This window comes from bacterium 336/3, assembly GCA_001281695.1.
Taxonomy (GTDB): Bacteria; Bacteroidota; Bacteroidia; order Cytophagales; family Thermonemataceae; genus Raineya.
Genome location: LJIE01000001.1, coordinates 345674 through 363597, shown reverse-complemented (window position 1 = coordinate 363597; position 17924 = coordinate 345674). Strand labels below are relative to the sequence as shown.

General features: G+C 32.3%; 13 protein-coding genes. 7 read left to right on the top strand and 6 right to left on the bottom strand.

All coding sequences use genetic code 11. The features are described 5' to 3' along the window. Positions 1-33: 33 nt before the first annotated feature. On the bottom strand, positions 34-1263 hold the full coding sequence (locus AD998_01580) for a hypothetical protein (protein ID KOY85008.1): 1230 nt from the start codon (positions 1261-1263) through the stop codon (positions 34-36). 195 nt (positions 1264-1458) lie between these two features. On the opposite strand from AD998_01580, the gene AD998_01575 reads away from it, so the two are divergent. The 3 genes from AD998_01575 (at position 1459) to AD998_01565 (ending at position 4334) form a co-directional block, all read left to right on the top strand. Then, on the top strand, positions 1459-3654 hold the full coding sequence (locus AD998_01575; GenBank protein ID KOY85007.1) for a hypothetical protein: 2196 nt from the start codon (positions 1459-1461) through the stop codon (positions 3652-3654). Next, the gene (locus AD998_01570; GenBank protein KOY85006.1) at positions 3632-4018 is read left to right on the top strand and encodes a hypothetical protein; all 387 of its coding nucleotides are present in this window, start codon (positions 3632-3634) and stop codon (positions 4016-4018) included. Before AD998_01575 ends, AD998_01570 begins: the two co-directional genes overlap by 23 nt. Positions 4019-4097: 79 nt before the next feature. Then, the gene (locus AD998_01565; GenBank protein ID KOY85005.1) at positions 4098-4334 is read left to right on the top strand and encodes a hypothetical protein; all 237 of its coding nucleotides are present in this window, start codon (positions 4098-4100) and stop codon (positions 4332-4334) included. Here the strand turns inward: AD998_01565 and AD998_01560 are convergent. Further along, positions 4331-5170, bottom strand: coding sequence for a hypothetical protein (locus tag AD998_01560; protein ID KOY85004.1), 840 nt, complete (start codon positions 5168-5170; stop codon positions 4331-4333). The two genes, AD998_01565 and AD998_01560, sit on opposite strands and share 4 nt — an antisense overlap. A 22-nt stretch (positions 5171-5192) precedes the next feature. Next, positions 5193-5648 (bottom strand): hypothetical protein, encoded by a 456-nt coding sequence (locus tag AD998_01555; protein ID KOY85003.1) that lies wholly within the window; start codon positions 5646-5648, stop codon positions 5193-5195. Positions 5649-5796: 148 nt separating this feature from the next. On the opposite strand from AD998_01555, the gene AD998_01550 reads away from it, so the two are divergent. The 3 genes from AD998_01550 to AD998_01540 all read left to right on the top strand — a co-directional run bounded on the left by AD998_01550 (position 5797) and on the right by AD998_01540 (position 9486). Next, on the top strand, positions 5797-8181 hold the full coding sequence (locus AD998_01550; protein KOY85002.1) for a hypothetical protein: 2385 nt from the start codon (positions 5797-5799) through the stop codon (positions 8179-8181). 28 nt (positions 8182-8209) lie between these two features. Next, positions 8210-8779: a hypothetical protein gene (locus AD998_01545; protein KOY88011.1), complete on the top strand. Its 570-nt coding sequence runs from the start codon at positions 8210-8212 to the stop codon at positions 8777-8779. A gap of 284 nt (positions 8780-9063) precedes the next feature. Further along, on the top strand, positions 9064-9486 hold the full coding sequence (locus AD998_01540) for a hypothetical protein (protein ID KOY85001.1): 423 nt from the start codon (positions 9064-9066) through the stop codon (positions 9484-9486). 66 nt (positions 9487-9552) lie between these two features. Here AD998_01540 and AD998_01535 read toward each other — a convergent pair whose 3' ends face one another. Then, the gene (locus AD998_01535; protein KOY85000.1) at positions 9553-13038 is read right to left on the bottom strand and encodes a methylmalonyl-CoA mutase; all 3486 of its coding nucleotides are present in this window, start codon (positions 13036-13038) and stop codon (positions 9553-9555) included. Between the two features lie 104 nt (positions 13039-13142). Here AD998_01535 and AD998_01530 point away from each other — a divergent pair, with 104 nt between their 5' ends. Beyond that, positions 13143-13937, top strand: a complete 795-nt coding sequence (locus AD998_01530; GenBank protein KOY84999.1) for a hypothetical protein — start codon at positions 13143-13145, stop codon at positions 13935-13937. Positions 13938-13959: 22 nt separating this feature from the next. Here AD998_01530 and AD998_01525 read toward each other — a convergent pair whose 3' ends face one another. Together AD998_01525 and AD998_01520 are read right to left on the bottom strand one after the other, a co-directional pair. Then, positions 13960-14757 carry a hypothetical protein gene (locus AD998_01525; protein KOY84998.1) on the bottom strand — a complete coding sequence of 266 codons (798 nt, stop codon included), beginning with the start codon at positions 14755-14757 and terminating at the stop codon, positions 13960-13962. A 102-nt stretch (positions 14758-14859) separates the two neighbouring features. Further along, positions 14860-17919 carry a peptidase M16 gene (locus AD998_01520; protein ID KOY84997.1) on the bottom strand — a complete coding sequence of 1020 codons (3060 nt, stop codon included), beginning with the start codon at positions 17917-17919 and terminating at the stop codon, positions 14860-14862. Positions 17920-17924: the final 5 nt, after the last annotated feature.

Below are 17924 nucleotides of genomic sequence, written 5' to 3'. Positions count from 1 at the left end.
AATAAAAAAAGGTTTTCATCTGAAAACCTTTTTTTATACTTTAAATCCAAGAACCATAATATCATCTATTTGATGGTCATCAGCTATCCAATCTTTGATAAAATTTTCTAAAAAATCTTTTTGTTCATGAAAAGGTTTTTGATGAATTTGAAAAAGTATTTCCTTTAATTTCCTTGAACCTAGTCTCTTTTTTTCAGCTCCACCAAACTGGTCTTGTAACCCATCTGAAAACATATAAAAATAAGTATTTGGTTCAACCTTAATCTCTTGCTTTGCAAAAACATGGTCTGTATCATCAGCACCACCTATGCTTCTTCTATCTCCTTTCAACTCAAACATTTCACCATTATAAAAATAAAGAAGATTTAACCTTGATGAAGTAAACTCTAATATTTGACTATTTGGATGATAGGCAATAATTCCTATTTCCATGCCATCTTTGTTATCATTATCATCTTGCTTGAGAGTTCTTATAACCCCTGAGCGTAAAGAATTTAAAATATTATCTGTTGAATACTCATCTTTATAATCAATAATAGAATGTAACAAAGAACTTCCTAAAATACTCATCAAAGCACCAGGCACACCATGTCCTGTACAATCTCCTGCTGCAACAATAATTCTATCATCTTTATCGAAAGATGCGTAAAAATCTCCTCCCACTATATCTTTAGGTTGATATAAAGAAAAATTATCTTGAAAATATTTAGAGAAATCTTGTTCTGTTGAAAGAATACTTCTTTGTATCTTACGAGCATACCTAATACTATCTGTAATTCGTATATTGGTCAGCATTAATTGATTAGTTCTTTCTATTACTTTAGCTTCCAACTCCTCATTTGCCTTTTGAAGTTGCTTTACTAAATCTTTATTATCGTTTTGTAATTTAAAGGATTCAAGAGCTTTATCCAATGTCAATTTCATCTCCCCATTATCATAAGGTTTTGTCATATACTGATGAATAGAGCATTCATTAACAGCTTGTATTAAATCTTGAATATCGGAGAACCCTGTTAAGACAATCCGTATTACATCTGGATAATATGGTAATACAGACTTTAAAAACTCTGTGCCTGTCATTTCAGGCATTTTTTGGTCTGTAATGATCAGGTGAATATTATTTTTTTCTAATATTTCTCTTGCTTCCTTAATCTCAGTAGTAACAAAAACATTATAGTGTCTTTTAAAGTTAATCTTGAATATCCTTAAATTGGACTCTTCATCATCGATATATAAAATATTGGGAGTGAAATCAATGCTCATAGAATTAATTATTTTTTGCTATTTAACACAAATTTATATATATATTTTTAATAGTCTTTTAAAAGACGGTGAAACATTAGTTTTTCTCGATTAAATATAAGATTTTTCCAAACTTAAAATATGAAAATATTTGTTGAGTTTAGTTTAATACTTTTTATTTAATGCATATATTTATTACAAAATAACTTAATTAAAATGATAAGATTTTTGATTGCTTTGGTATTTTTAATGCTACTTTATGCAAAAGGATATACTCAAGTATATAGTGCAGAGAATATATATCAAAATCTAAAATCTACCAATGATTACGTATTACAACATCATCTTATAGAGCAATCTTTAGGTTTTACTTCCCAAAAATGTGATTATTTAGAACAATTAGAAAATTTAATAGGCACAGACGAAAATTTAAAAATCACTTCTGCTATCATTCTAATATTAAAGGCAAAAGAATGCTCTAATGAAAATGCTTCTCAACAAGCATCTTTAAGAGAGAAAGCTTTTCAATTGATTCGTTCATCAAAAGAGCCTTGTTTTGAGGCATTTATTGCTTCAAGAATGGCATTAGGCAAATTTAATAGTGCTAATTTTAAATCTAATATAGATTATTTAGAAGATACAAAGTTATTTATCAAGCAACAAAATTGCTATCAATATGCTTATGTAGTTCATGAAATTAATCACCTCATTTTATTGAAACAAGGTAAAAACGATTTGGCTTTGAAAGAAATTTTAGAAGCGGAAGAGTTATACAATAAATATTCTCGTTTAAATGGATTCGCTTGGATAAACCTACAAAAAAATATTGGTTTAATTTTTTACCAAACTAAGAATTATGCAATGGCTCTAAAGCATTGGTCTGCTGGTCTGAATACAAGTGAGAAATTATTACCCAAAATTAGAACAGTCATAGGTCTGAAAAATGATGTAGGTTTAGCCTATAAAGCTTTAAAAGATTACAACAATGCTTTAAAACATTTTTCTTTAGCTATAGATATGGCTAAAGAAATAAAAGACTCTGTTTGGATAGGAATTCCACAAGGCAATATGGCAGAAATTTTTATTGAGCAAAATAAGTATGAACAAGCCAAAACGTATCTTAATAATTACTTGGAATCTGGTTTTAAATTTGGAGAACATGGTATTGTAGTGGCTGCTTATACAAAACTGGCTATTGTAAACTATAAACAACAAAAAGTACAAGAAGCTCTTAAAATGCTTAGTTTGGGTGAAGCATACTTAAAACAACATGAAACAAAAATTTATAGAACCAATCAAATTGCTTATTTAGAATACCAAAAAAAACTTTATAATACATACGTACAAGCTTTTGAAAACATTCAAGATTATCCTAAAGCATTCATCTATCAAAAAAAATATCAAGAAATTACTGACAGTTTAAATACTATTTTCAATAGAGGTAAAATTTCTGAAATAGAAGGATTCTATAAATTTAAAGAGCAAGAAGTAGAAAATAACTTGCTTAGGCAACAAGCAAAAAGCAAAGAAAAAGAGCTTTTTAACCAAAGAGTTATTATTTTTACCACTTCTATGATTGCATTCATCAGTATTATAGGAGGTATTTACATGTTTACTTATTTTAATCTTAGAAAAAAATATATTAAAAATTTAGAATATGTAAATAATTTTAAAAGCAAGGTTTTTTCTGTGGTATCTCATGACTTAAGAGGCTATATGAGTAGCCTAAAGGGTTTCGTTTATTTAATACGAAATCAGAATCTTGATAAAAAGGATTTAGATACTATTACTGAAGAACTATCTAAAAATACAGAATACACATCCGATTTAATGGATAATTTATTACTTTGGGCAAAATCACAACTTGAAGGACAAAAGTTGAAAATAGAAAATCATTATGTAAAAGAAATAGTTGTTGAAACTATTTTTGAAGTTGGTTGGTTTTCTAATAACAAAAAAATATCCATTGAGATGGATATTTCAGATAATTTAATTATCAATGCTGATAAAAATGTTTTTGAGATAGCTTTAAGAAACTTATTAACTAATGCTATTAAATTTACCAAAATTGGTGGAAAAATTTGGGTAAAAGTAGTTCGAGTGGATAAATTCTGTGAGGTTTCTGTTATAGACATGGGAGTAGGTATTTCTCCTGAAGATTTGAAAAAAATACAAAATGGAATAAGTCTGACCACTAAAGGAACACAATTAGAAAAAGGCATTGGATTGGGACTCGTCTTGTGTCGAGACTCTATTCAGGAAAGTGGTGGAAATTTTTATATAGAAAGTACATTGGGTAAAGGCACTATTGCAAAATTCACTTTACCTTTAGCTACACCATCTCAAACAAAAAATAATAACATGCAAATTTCAAGTACAAACAACTCTTATGAAAATTCTATTAGTAGATGATGAAATTATTTTGCAAAATCTTTTTAAGTTTCATCTTAAAAATATGGGGTTTGAGGATGTTATGGTTACTCAAACAGGTGAACAAGCTATTGCTCTTGCAGAAGAACACCAACCTCAAATTGCATTTTTAGATATCAATTTGCTCACCAATGTAGATGGTATTCAGGCTGGTAAAGAAATTAAGATTAAATCTCCAAATACTTATATTATTTTTGTTTCTGCTAATGAAGATAGTCTGATTATGGAAAGAGCTTCACAAGTTGAAAACTTAGGCTTTTTAAATAAGCCTTATAATCCTGAACTGATTGAGCAGTACATCAAAATGGTTGCTATGCGTATAAGAAAAGCCAATCGAACTAAATAAAATAGTTAAGCTTTTAATTTACTATTTTTTGTTTTTTTGGCAAAATTTTTGCAACTTTATTCAAAAAAGAGTGAAAGCTATGTTGGGGTTATTTGTTTACTTATTCTTTTTCACTGCAATTTTCACAATTGTAGCTATCCTCATGTTGCGTAATTTTAAAAATAACTCTTTTCCCCCAGACTCTGATGATGATGGAGGTATTGGAGGTGGGAATGATTTTCCTATTATTGACTTACCACCTGGTGGCAAAATTGAAGACTTATTGGTTGATAGATGGCATGGTGACCATGTTAATAATAAAATTAAAATTCATTAATCTTTTTGTTTAGATTTTATCCAGTTTCCTATTAACTGAGCTATGTTATTTGCTCCCCAATCGTTAAGATGAATGTAATCTGTTAATGTTAAAAAACCATGTGTTTTGCTAATGGCATTCCAACTTCTTCCAAATATATAACGCTGTAACATAGCCATTTCAATTAGTTTATGTTCGTCTTTGTTTTTTTTAGGCTTTGATGTCCTTTTTTCTAAATATTCTTTATGCAGTTCATAAAAAGGTAAATAATTTATTTGATTTTTTTCAGCTACTCGTTTCAACACCATGATATATTCTTGTAAGTGTTGATGTTTTTTATCTCGTAAATCTTCTCCCAAAACAGGCATGGAAACAAAAGCTATTTTAGCTTGAGTATGGAGTTGGAGTTGTAAGACAATGTTTTGCAGATTTTCTTCATACTCAAAAATAGATGGTGGATGGGGTAAATTTTTAAGCTTTTGGTAAATTTCTTTATTTCTTTTACTCAGAGTAGCATTTGCATCATTGGTTCCTATTAAAATGGTGATATAATCAGGATTACAGGCTATGATTTCTTCCAATCTGCTCAACAAATTGTAACTCAAATCTGCATTGATACCAGCATTGATGTATTCATATTGACGCCCTAATGCATTTTCAACAATTTCGGTATAATTAGCACTCATATTCCCGCAGGTTAAGCTATCACCTGCAAAAACTATTCTTTTCTTTGTTTTGGACTGTTGAAGAAATGCGTTGGGGTTATTTTTTGGCTTCTTGAAAAGAAATTGATATAAATAAAGATAAATGCCTACTCCTATTAGAGTAAGCACTACCAAAAATATCACAAGAAACATTAAAGCGTTCATAAAATGCTTGTTAGTATCTGAATAAACGTACACTATCCCAAGGAATGCGACTTAGAATTAATAACAAGGCAATCGTATAAAAAATTGCAGATTTTTTGTGTTTTGCTAAATCAGTAGTAGCTTTTTTAGATAAACTTCTTCCTGTTTGAGCAACTATAACAGCTAATATCATTACTGTTATATGTTCAACAGCCCAATAGCGAGTTCCTGCACTTTGCATTACAGCTTTCATTCCCATGCTCTGAATAGCTTGTAAACCCATAGGACTAAATGCAAAGTATAAAAGCCCCCCTAATAGAGTCTGTAAGTGTATAAATCCAACAAATGAAGCACCCAAAATATTATCTTGTTTGGTGAAAGGTTTTTGCCCCATCCAGCCTGAAAAAGCTTTAAAAATTGCTAAAACAGCAAAAATCAATATAAACCAGCGTGTCCACGAATGAACTATCAAAAGAATATCGTACATAATTTTTAAGAATTAGTTTAAATGTTTAGGTAAAAACTGCCCAAAACTATAAAAAGTTTTTAGGATTCTTATAGTTCATGAATAAATTATTCGTTTTTACTTTGCAACAAAGTTGCACTTTTGTAAATTGCAAACCTAATTTTAGAATATGAAGAATTTAGTTTTTGTTGGGTTGCTTTTATTGATGAATATTAATATCCTTTTAGGACAGTGTGTAGGTTCAATACATGGGCATGTTTATAAAAAGAAAGGCAAAGTATCTTTAACAAACGTAGTAGCCCAGATTCCTTCCGTTAGTTTAGAAGCCATAAGTAATGAACAAGGCGAATTTTTATTTGAAGGCATTTGTGAAGGCTCTTATTTAATGAGAGTTTTTAGAGAAGATTTTGATACACTCTGGATAACTGCAAAAGTTACAGCAAAATCGCTTCACTTTCACCAAGATATTTTTTTAGAAACTCACAAAGAAACATTGGAAAGCATTGAGATTCTTCAAAGAAAAGATGCTCCAATTAGCTCTCAGACACAACAATATCTCAGCAATGCTGAATTAGAGGCTTCCAGAGGAAAAACACTTGGAGATATGCTCAAAAATATTGCTGGTGTTAATTCGCTCAGCACAGGAGCTGGTATTTCTAAGCCCATGATTCATGGTTTACATAGTCAGCGTGTTCTCATTTTAAATAATGGAGTAAGGCAAGAAGGGCAACAATGGGGCGAAGAACATGCTCCTGAAATAGACCCATTTTCAGCAGAACAAGTAGCTGTTATCAAAGGAGCTGCTGGTGTACGTTATGGTTCTGATGCAATGGGTGGTGTTGTTATATTAAATCCTAAACCTTTGACAACCTCTTCAAAATTTTCAGGAAAGGCATACTTAATAGGACACAGCAACAGTAGAATGGGAAATATAGCATTTCAGATGCAAAAAGCATTTAGTAAAGGTTGGGCATGGAACTTTCAAACTTCTGCAAAAAAAGGAGGTGATTTCCATACACCTAATTATGTACTCTCCAATACAGGCATACAAGAGTTAAATTTTTCTGGCACAATAGGTTATACAAAAGAAAATTGGAATATACAAGGCTATCTTAGTCGTTTCGATTCTGAAATAGGTATTCTGAGGGCTTCACATACTGGTAATATTAACGATTTGGCATTATCTATTAGTCGTCCACAACCTTGGTATATTGCTCCTTTTACTTATGATATTAATAACCCTCGCCAGCGAATTATCCATTATTTAGGCAAAATAAATGCTGAAATAAAATTAAACCATGTAGGAACACTTTCCTTGCAATATGCTTTTCAGGATAATTCTCGTAAGGAATATGATATACGAAGAGCTGGGCGTTCAAGTATGCCAGCTTTGTCTTTATCTTTACAAAGCCATAATTTAGAAGCTGTTTTGGAACATCATGCTTGGCGAGATTTTAGAGGTAGTTTTGGTATTAATACATTGTATCAGACCAATTATAACATCCCTGAAACAGGCATTGTACCATTACTTCCCAATTTTACAAACATTACTCAAGGTATTTTTTGGGTTGAACGTTTTATAAAACCCAAATACGATTTGGAGTGGGGACTTAGATACGATTATCGTCATACACAAGTTCGAACATTTATTCAAAATCGAACTTATATCGAACCCAATTATCAATTTAATTTTATCACTGGCACAATTGGGTATAGTTACTTTCCTAATGATTCATTTACATTTAAAACTAATATTGGAGCTACTTTCAGACCTCCACATACAGCCGAATTGTTTAGTCAAGGCTTACATTTGGGTATTGGCAATATTCAGGAAGGGTTATTATTTGAAAATGGATTTCTAAATCCCCAAAAGAATTTCTCCATAGAGCAATCTTATAAATGGGTAGCATCTTTTTCTTATAAGCAAAAAAACTGGACTCTAGATATCCAGCCTTATTATAATATTATCAATAATTTTATTTATCTCACCCCCACAGATATTAGATTAACAATAAGAGGGACATTTCCTGTATTTAATTATATACAGGATAATATTAGTATGCGAGGTATTGATTTAACAAGTATCTATAAACTAGGCAAATGGGGATGGCAAAGCAAATTCGCTTATTTACAAGCTCAAATTCAACAAACCAAAGAAGGACTCATCAATATGCCCCCTTTACGTTGGGAAAATAAATTATTTTTTGAACAAAAAAAGTGGAAAAGTTTAGAAAATATAGATTTTTTTGCAACTTTGTTGCATGTTTCAAAACAATCAAATGCTCCAAGAGTTATATCTCCAACGATCTTTGAAAATATTACTAACGAAGAACAAGCTACTATTTTGGCAGGAGGTAATTTTGATTTTATGGAAGCTCCTAAGGGCTATACCTTGTTAGGGTTAGGAGTGCAGGCTTCTTATAAAAACTTTACATTTTCTGGTAAAGTAGAAAATGCTACAAATCTTATCTATCGAGATTATCTGAATCGTTGGCGTTACTATGCCAATGATCTAGGTAGAAACTATATTTTTCAATTAAACTATAAATTTTAAATCTTAATTAAATTTTAATCGTATGAGAATGAAACCTTTTAACAGATTAACCATGTTTTTATTAGCAGGTACATTATTTTTAGGAGCTTGTAAAAAAGATGATCCAGAACCTGTAAATGAACAAGAAGTTATTACAAAAGTTACTGTAAACTTTACAAATACCACTAATAGCTCTGAAGTTGTTACGTTTACATACGAAGATACTGATGGCGTAGGGGGTAATGCTCCTGTTGTAACAAATGGTACATTAAAAAAGAATACTTCTTACAATGTTTCTGTAACTGTTACAGGTGAAGGTAATGAAGATATTACAGCTGAAATAGCTGAAGAAAAGGATGAACACCAAATTTATTTTGGTTTTTCACAAACTACATTATTTGCTTCTTTTGAGTATTTAGACAAAGATTCTAAAAATCAGCCTGTTGGGCTTTCAAGTCGTGTAACAACTATCAATAATAATGGTGGTGGTACATTACAAGTTATTTTGGCTCATGAACCTAATAAAACTTTGAATGTATCTAGTAGCCCTTGGGTTTATAGCTCTAATATTGGTGGCGAACAAGATTTCAATATTACATTTAATGCTACTGTTCAATAAGTTAGTATTATTTTAAAATTAATAAAAGAGTTCTTTCTTAAAGAGGAACTCTTTTATTTTTATCTATAATTTAACACAGCTTTTAAATAATATGTATGCATGCAGAATAAAATTTGGAATATCTTGAAATAATTATATTTTAAAATCAAAAAAAATCAATTTTTGTTAAAAAAAAAGAAAAAAGTGCAAAATTTCTTAGTGAATGTTTGCAGGACTTAAGAGCTAATCGTAATTTTGTATCAACAATTTAGAAAAACATTGTATAACCCTTAACATATACTATTATGGCAACTGCAAAAAACGCTGCTACTGAAACAGTAAACAAAATGGCAGAACAAAATCAAGAAAGCTTAGTAAAAGTGAAAAACACTTTGAAAGACGCATTCACTAACGTAAAGAAGACTGTAGGTTTCGATAACGCTCCTGAGTTTGTTAAAGAAGCTGTAGAAGCTAACGAAACACTTGCTTCTAACTGGTTCGATTCTTTGATTCGTGTAGCTCAAGTGAAATCTGTAGAAGAATTAAACGAAGTGTTAAACTCACAAGTGAAACATTTCCAGAAGAACATCACTACCGCAATGGACTTAGAATTTTGGAAAAAATCTTCTAAGAAAGGTGCTGATTGGAAAGCTGCTGACTACATGAACGCTGATTTCGCTAAAGAAACAGTATTGAAAGTAATTGATCTTTGCCAACCTGCTAAGTAATTCCTCTTCAACTGTTATGAAATTAAAAAGCCGAGCTAAGCTCGGCTTTTTTCACGTTTATTAAGTTTACATATTTCTTCTATATTGTCCCCCTACCAAGTATAAGGCATTTGACATTTGTCCTAAACTGCAATATTTAGCTGTTTCCATCAAGGCTTCAAAAATATTTCCGTTTTCAATGGCTATTTTCTGGAGATATTTAAGCATTACAGCCGAATTTTCAGAATTTCGGGAATGGAAAGCATTTCGTTGAGCAATTTGGAATTCTTTTTCTTCAGTGGTACTTCTAATTACTTCAGCGGGTATAACTGTTGGAGAGCCTTTAGGGTCTAAGAATGTATTTACTCCCATAATAGGTAACTCTCCTGTATGCTTTTTCATTTCGTAGTGCATACTTTCTTCTTGTACCTTACTACGTTGATACATTCTTTCCATAGCACCTAATACACCACCACGTTCTGAAATAGATTTGAACTCATTTAGTACTGCTTGTTCTACCAGATCAGTCAGCTCTTCGATAATAAATGCTCCTTGTAGAGGATTTTCATTTTTAGCAAGTCCCAACTCATGATTGATAATGAGTTGGATAGCCATTGCTCTTCTCACACTTTCTTCAGTGGGCGTTGTAATTGCCTCATCATAAGCATTGGTATGCAATGAATTACAGTTATCATAAATTGCATAAAGAGCTTGTAGTGTCGTTCTAATATCGTTGAACGCTATTTCTTGAGCATGCAAACTACGTCCCGATGTTTGAATATGGTATTTTAATTTTTGACTTCTGTCATTTCCTCCATATTTGTATCTCATTGCTTTCGACCAAATACGTCTTGCAACACGTCCCAAAACAGAGTATTCTGGGTCCATACCATTAGAGAAAAAGAAAGATAAATTAGGAGCAAAATCATCAATATGCATTCCTCTACTCAAATAATATTCTACAAATGTGAAGCCATTAGAAAGCGTCAGAGCTAATTGAGTAATAGGATTTGCTCCAGCCTCAGCAATATGATAACCAGAAATAGAAACTGAATAAAAGTTTCTTACTTTTTTGTTGATAAAATACTGCTGAATATCGCCCATCATACGTAAGGCAAACTCTGTAGAGAAGATACAAGTATTTTGAGCTTGGTCTTCTTTGAGAATATCAGCTTGTACTGTTCCACGAACTTGCGAAAGTGTATAAGCTTTAATTTGGTCATATACATCTTTGGGCAATACTTGCTCACCTGTTACACCTAAGAGCATCAAACCTAAGCCATCATTGCCTTCTGGTAAGTTATCTGCATTGTAGCGAGGTCTTGGTAAACCTTTCTTCTTATAAATTTCTTCAATTTTAGCATTTATTTCAGTCTCCAAACCATTTTTCTTGATATATAACTCACATTGTTGGTCAATGGCTACATTCATAAAGAATGCAAGAATCATGGGAGCAGGACCATTGATGGTCATGGAAACAGAAGTTGCAGGGTCACAAAGATTAAATCCTGAATAAAGTTTTTTTGCATCATCCAGTGTAGCAACATTTACACCTGAATTTCCAATTTTACCATAAATATCAGGTCTGTGGTCTGGATTTTCGCCATAAAGTGTTACACTATCAAAAGCTGTTGATAAACGTTTGGCAGGAAGTCCCTTTGATACATAATGAAAACGTTTGTTTGTTCTTTCGGGTCCACCCTCACCTGCGAACATACGAGTTGGGTCTTCACCTTCTCGTTTAAGAGGAAACACTCCTGAAGCATAAGGAAAGAAACCTGGTGCATTTTCAGTAAGCAACCATTGTAAAATATCTCCCCAATCTTCGTATCTAGGTAAGCTTACTTTAGGAACTTTAGTACCTGAAAGAGATGTATAATACAAGTCTTGTTCTATAATTTTATCACGAACTTGGAATTGGTATTTTTCTGCTTTGTAACGCTTTTTAGTGGCGTCCCAATCTTTAAGCATTGCTTTACATTCAACATCCAAACTTTTTTCTAAACGATTGTATCTATTTACCAAATCAGATAAATATTCTGGCTCACCTTGAACGTGTTCGACTGCATGAACCAAATTTTCAGATTGCTCCTTGATTTCAATAGTTTTTTTACCAATATCTGCTCTCAGCATGTCAATTGTACCTTTGAGTTGATACATTTGGCGAGCAATGGCACTTTGTTCCTTTACAAATTTATCATAGCTTTCACTGTTTTCACAGATTTCGGACAAATAACGAACTCTTTCAGGAGGAATGATGTAGATTTTTTCCGACATTTTTTCTGTTATCTCAAAATCGGATTGAAGAGCATTTATATTTGTTTTTGCTACAATCTTATCCATGATATTTCGATAGAGAACGTTTGTGCCGGGGTCGTTGAACTGACTGGCTATTGTTCCAAAGATAGGTAATTCTTCATCAGGTGTTTCCCAAAGGTTTTTGTTGCGTTTATATTGTTTACGAACATCACGCAATGCATCCAAAGAGCCTCTTTTATCAAATTTATTGATTGCAATGATGTCTGCAAAATCGAGCATATCAATTTTTTCAAGTTGAGTTGCTGCTCCATATTCAGAAGTCATCACATACATACATATATCTGAATGTTCTACAATTTCAGTATCTGATTGTCCAATACCAGAAGTTTCAACAATCAACATATCAAAACCTGCAAATTTACAAATATCAATAGCATCTTGTACATATTTGCTCAGAGCCAAGTTGCTTTGACGAGTCGCTAAACTACGCATATATACACGATTGCTGTGTATAGCATTCATTCGGATACGGTCACCCAGCAAAGCTCCACCTGTTTTGCGTTTGGAAGGGTCAACGGAGATAACAGCTATATTTTTTTCTTCAAAATCTAAAATAAATCTTCTTACAATTTCATCAATCATGGATGATTTCCCTGCTCCTCCTGTTCCTGTAATACCCAAAACAGGTATTTTAGTTTTTATACCTACGATTTCATCTTTGATAGTTTGATAAACTTCAGGGAAGTTTTCTGCAATAGAAATCAGTCTGCCTATTGCCAAATGACTTTTTAGTTTTGCTTGAGCCAATAAAGAATGTATTTCGGAAATAGCCTCTGCTTGAGTAGAGTCAGGATTTACAGTTTTCTGATTATTATAAGTTGCAAAATCGCATTTTTCAAGCAAATCATTTATCATTCCTTGTAATCCCATGGCTCTGCCATCATCTGGATGATAAATTCTTGTTATTCCATAAGTATGTAATTCTTCTATTTCTGAAGGAAGAATTGTTCCACCTCCTCCTCCAAATATTTTGATATGCCCTGCTCCTTTTTCCTTCAATAAATCATAAGCATATTTAAAATATTCTGTATGTCCACCTTGATAGCTTGTAATGGCTATGGCTTGGGCATCTTCTTGTATTGCACAATCTACAATTTCGGCAACGGAACGATTATGTCCGAGATGGATTACTTCGGCTCCTGATGCCTGAATAATTCTTCGCATAATATTGATAGCAGCATCATGTCCATCAAATAGCGAAGCAGCCGTAACAATACGAATATGATTTTGAGGTTTGTAAGGCGTTGTCTGCATATTCTATGTTTTATCTTGGTTTTATTACAAAAATAATAAAATTTTTACAATTTTATTTTTGTTAGAATTCTTAATTTTACCATATCATCAAATTTCTTACTAAAATGTCTTTTGAAGTTATAGCCTCTGTGGAAAATCTCACTCCTGAAACATTAAATCTATTTGAAAGTTTAGGGGTGGGTGTTGAACTATCTTATTTTTCTTTACCTTGGAATTTAGATAAAGAAACTCTTCAAGAGGACATTGGTCGTTATAAAAACATGCTAGTCGGGTTTTCAAAAAAAATTACTATGCATGGAGCTTTTTATGATTTGAACCCTGTTGCCAGAGATTCTAAAATTATGGAAGTTTGTCAATTTAGAATTTTACAATCCATAGATATTGCAACACAATTAAATATTCATAAACTCGTTTTTCATGCAAACTTTATTCCTTCCACAGCAAAAAACTATGAAGAAATTTGGATTGAAAAACAGACTGAATTTTGGAAACAATTTATCCCTATAACTGAACAAAGAAATATTAAGATTTTTATAGAGAATACAAGAGAGGAAAGTCCTCAGTTAATTTTAAGAGTATTAGAAAAAATCAATCATCCAAATTTTAAAGCTTGTTATGATACAGGGCATTCTTACTGTTTTACAGATAGTAAAATGTCACCAGATACATGGTTAGCAGGTTATCAAGGAAAAGCAATGTATATACATTTGCATAGCAATCATGGTTTTACAGATGAGCATATTGCTTTTACAAAAGGTACTCAAAGCTTTGATAAGTTTTTTGATTTACTCAATAGTTTAGAGAATAAGCCTTTAATTGTTATAGAAGTGAAAAAGAAAGAGGATTTTTTAGAAAGTGTTGAAGCTCTCCAAAACATTGGTATTTTAAAAACAAAATAAGGTAGTTTTCACTACCTTATTTTTATCTTCTACGTACTTTTCTTGTTTTCACAACTGTTGTCTTTCCTCTTCTATTAGTATGAACCACAGTTTTTCCATGTGGTTTATGAATTATTACAGTCGTAGATCTACGAGGAGCATAAACCCTACGAGCTACAACTACTCTACGTATGGGAGTTGGACGGTAATATACTCGAAAAGGTGCTGTTCTAGTATAAAAAACTGCATGTCCCCATGGTCTCCAAGGTTTCCACCACATAGGATAGTAACCCCATCTGTGAGGAGATACCCAAACTCTATAACTAGGAGCATAAACAAATTGTACGCTAGGCCAAAACCATACATTTACACGAACAAGTTGGATGTCTGATACACTAGGACCTCTTTTATTTGATTTTTGTTCTTCTTCAAAAGGTTCAACAATAGTATTAGTAGCGTATAAATCTTCATCACCTTCTATTTGCAAAATAGCTTCTTCTTTACCTGTTTTTTCAATTCCAATAGTTGCAATATCCTGCTTTTCTTTTTCATTAATATAAGTACTAAGTACAATTACGTGTGTTTCTTTATCTTGTATATCTTGCACAACCACATAATCAGTTTGCCCATCATTATTTAAGTCTAAGTTATTGACATTATTATCTTCTTGATTTAATAATTTTTCAAATTCTTCAAGACTTTTTGATTTTTTGAATAAATCTAAAGCACCTTCAAGACTAAAATTTTGACCTTTAGCTTCTGTATTATCGTTTTTTTGTGCGTATGTATGCGAAATGCCTATTCCAGAAATTATCAGCATACTCAAAAATATATTTTTCATAATTTATATTTTATTTGTTTTATAGCTTCGACATCTTTTATACAGAAAGGTTTAAAAACTCCATAAAAAAAGTGGGATAGTTTTGCTATCCCACTTTTAGAATTATTTAGATTCCTCGTCTTTAGATTTTTTCTTTTTCTTCTTTTTGCCTTTTTTACCAGCTTCTTCTTCAGCTTTTTTCTTAGCTTCTTCATCTGCTTTCGCTTTCGCTTCGGCTTCAGCCTTTGCTTTGGCATCATTAGCTGTTTTTGTGGCTTTTTCTGCTTCTGCCTTTATAACATCCTCAGCCAATACTTTACCAGTAGCATCCAATTCTGTAATTTGGTAACCCAAACGACCTAAACCTTTCAATACCACAGATTTATCACCTACTATCACAATAAGCATGTTGTTGTAAGGTAGATGCTTCTTAGCCAAAGCATTGATTTCTTCTTTTGTGATACTTTTTAAGATTTGGTTCTGAGTTTGAGTATAATTTGTAGGTAAATTGTACTCCAAAAGTCTGTTTAGGAAACCTGCTTTTTGGAAGCCTGTTTCGTAACGTAAAGCTTCAGATTGGCCAATAGATGCTTTTGTAAATGTTAGTTCTGCATCTGTAATACCTTGTTCTGCATAATTCCTTATTTCTTTCATGAATTCGTAAACAGCACTATCAGTAGCTTGGATTTTGATACCACCAGAAGCTGTATAACGAGTATCGAAATTATCTCCTGAGAATGCACCTCTTGCACCATAAGTCCAACCTTTATCTTCACGAAGATTTAAGTTGATACGGCTATTGAATGCTCCACCTAATACATAACTCATCAAACCTACTTTATAATACTCATCTAATGCTCCATATTTTAAGTTAGGGTTTACAAATCCTATTCTAATTTCTGATTGAGCAGACTTAGGCTTATCTATTAAATAAATACGTGTTTTTTCAATAGGCTTGATAGCTTCTGGTTTGTATTCGGTACGGAAACCTGTTTTTTCAGTTACAGTTGCTGTAACAGGTTTGTTTTTACCTACTTTACCTAAGAAAGATAATTTTGGTAAAATTTCAGCTTCTGTAATATCCCCTACTATAATCAAGTTACCTTGTAATGTTTGGGGTGTAATTTGTCCAAGTTCATAAAGAGCCTTTACATCATCCAAAGTAATTTTTTCTAAAGTTTCAGGTGTTCCAGATTCAGAAATTGCTCTGATTTCTTTATTACCATGCAATAGTCTGCCAAAAATATCTGAAGCAATAAATGTTGGTTGTGATTGTTGAACTTTTAAACCTTGAATGCTTTGCTTTTTAATTCTTTCGAATTCAGCAGCATCGAATTTAGGCTTATATAATCTTTCTTCAAATAATTTCAGTGTTTTATCGAGGTTTTTCTTTAATGTCAGAACACTAAAGCTAAGTCCTTCATCATCTACAGAAACAGAAATACTACTTCCAAGCTTTTCTAGTTCCGCTGACATTTGTTCAGCAGTGTAGTTTTGAGAAGATTCATTCATTAAACTTCCAAGCAAACTCGCTACTCCAGCTTTTTCAGATGTTGTATTAAGGAACCCACCTTTCTTAAGATTGAATACTAAAGTTACAGTAGGGGTTTCAGAATTTTTTGTTCCAATAATTTTTACACCATTATCCAATTCTTTTTTCCAAACAGCAGGAACATTTACAACAGGGCTTGCACCAGAAATAGGGCGTTTGCTTCTATCAAAATTATCTTTTGCCTTGTTATATTTTAAGCCATCATAACCATAATTAGGAGCAACATAACCTGTTGTATTAATTGTATAGTTATCCTCAGCAGCAATATTTTTTTGCCCTTTAGGATAGTAGCTTAAAATTACAGAAGGCTTACCTTTGATATATTGGTTGAATACTTTTAAGACATCTTCTTTTTTAAGAGCTTTTAATCTCTTCATTTCCTCTTGAATAAAGTTTGCGTTACCTGCAAATGTCTGATAAGCAGCTAATGAAGAAACTTTACCAGAAACACTTGATAAGCGATTTACATATCTGGCTTCTCTTTGAGCAACAAATTTCTGTATATCTTCATCTGTAACACCACGTTTTTCAAATTCGGCAATACTTTCACGAATAAGTTTTTCCATATCAGCAAGCGTTTTTCCTGGGTTAGGAATTACTTGCAAGAAAAACTCACCCGATAATTCGCTTGTAGAGCTAAACACATTCGCTTGTAAAGCTTGTTGTGTTTTTACCATTTTTTGATACATGATTGAATTTTTGCCTTGTCCCAAAATTTCTGCTAAACAGTCTAAAGCAAATTCATCATTAGAACGAGCTTGAGGTACAGGAAAAACCATTGCAAATAAAGGCAAACGAATATAGGGATCTTCAAAAGACACATAACGATCTTTGTCTAAAGAAGCCACCATAGGTGTCATATTTTTTACTTCAGGTCCTTTTGGGATTGAACCAAAGTATTTTTCAACCAATTTAATAACTTCCTTAGGGTTTACATCACCACCTACTGTTACAACAGCATTGTTAGGACCATACCAACGTAAGAAGAAATTTTTAAGGTCTTCTGCTCCCACTCTGTCCAAATCTTCTACATAACCAATTGTTAACCAAGAATATGGATGTCCATAAGGATAAAGATTTTTAGAAAGAACTTCTTGAACCAAACCATAAGGACGGTTATCGTAGTTTTGTCCACGTTCATTCTTTACAGTTGATCTTTGTACTTCAAATTTTTTCTGAGTTACGGCATCCAATAAAAATCCCATACGGTCAGCTTCAAGCCATAAAGCAATTTCTAATTGATTTGAAGGCAATGTTTCAAAATAATTTGTACGGTCTCTGTTGGTTGTACCATTAAGTGTACCTCCTGATTCCGTAACAATTTTGAAATGTTCTTCATCTGCTACGTTATCAGATCCCTGAAACATCATATGCTCGAAAAAGTGAGCAAATCCAGACTTTTTGATTTCTTCACGAGCTGAGCCCACATGGTAAGTTACATCTACATGTACAATAGGGTCAGAGTGGTCTTCGTGAACAATTAGGGTCAAGCCATTGGGTAGAACGTACTTTTCGTAGGGAATTACAACCTCACTACCTTTTTTAGTAACTTTTTCTACTAATTTCGCCTGACTAAAAGCACCAAAAGCTACTCCAGCTGTTAGAGCGAAGCTTAAGAATATTTTTTTCATCGCGT

Coding starts and splice junctions, on each gene's coding strand:
- AD998_01580 (KOY85008.1), bottom strand. CDS start 1,263: ATGAGCATTGATTTCACTCCCAATATTTTATATATCGATGATGAAGAG.
- AD998_01575 (KOY85007.1), top strand. CDS start 1,459: ATGATAAGATTTTTGATTGCTTTGGTATTTTTAATGCTACTTTATGCA.
- AD998_01570 (KOY85006.1), top strand. CDS start 3,632: ATGAAAATTCTATTAGTAGATGATGAAATTATTTTGCAAAATCTTTTT.
- AD998_01565 (KOY85005.1), top strand. CDS start 4,098: ATGTTGGGGTTATTTGTTTACTTATTCTTTTTCACTGCAATTTTCACA.
- AD998_01560 (KOY85004.1), bottom strand. CDS start 5,170: ATGTTTCTTGTGATATTTTTGGTAGTGCTTACTCTAATAGGAGTAGGC.
- AD998_01555 (KOY85003.1), bottom strand. CDS start 5,648: ATGTACGATATTCTTTTGATAGTTCATTCGTGGACACGCTGGTTTATA.
- AD998_01550 (KOY85002.1), top strand. CDS start 5,797: ATGAAGAATTTAGTTTTTGTTGGGTTGCTTTTATTGATGAATATTAAT.
- AD998_01545 (KOY88011.1), top strand. CDS start 8,210: ATGAAACCTTTTAACAGATTAACCATGTTTTTATTAGCAGGTACATTA.
- AD998_01540 (KOY85001.1), top strand. CDS start 9,064: ATGGCAACTGCAAAAAACGCTGCTACTGAAACAGTAAACAAAATGGCA.
- AD998_01535 (KOY85000.1), bottom strand. CDS start 13,038: ATGCAGACAACGCCTTACAAACCTCAAAATCATATTCGTATTGTTACG.
- AD998_01530 (KOY84999.1), top strand. CDS start 13,143: ATGTCTTTTGAAGTTATAGCCTCTGTGGAAAATCTCACTCCTGAAACA.
- AD998_01525 (KOY84998.1), bottom strand. CDS start 14,757: ATGAAAAATATATTTTTGAGTATGCTGATAATTTCTGGAATAGGCATT.
- AD998_01520 (KOY84997.1), bottom strand. CDS start 17,919: ATGAAAAAAATATTCTTAAGCTTCGCTCTAACAGCTGGAGTAGCTTTT.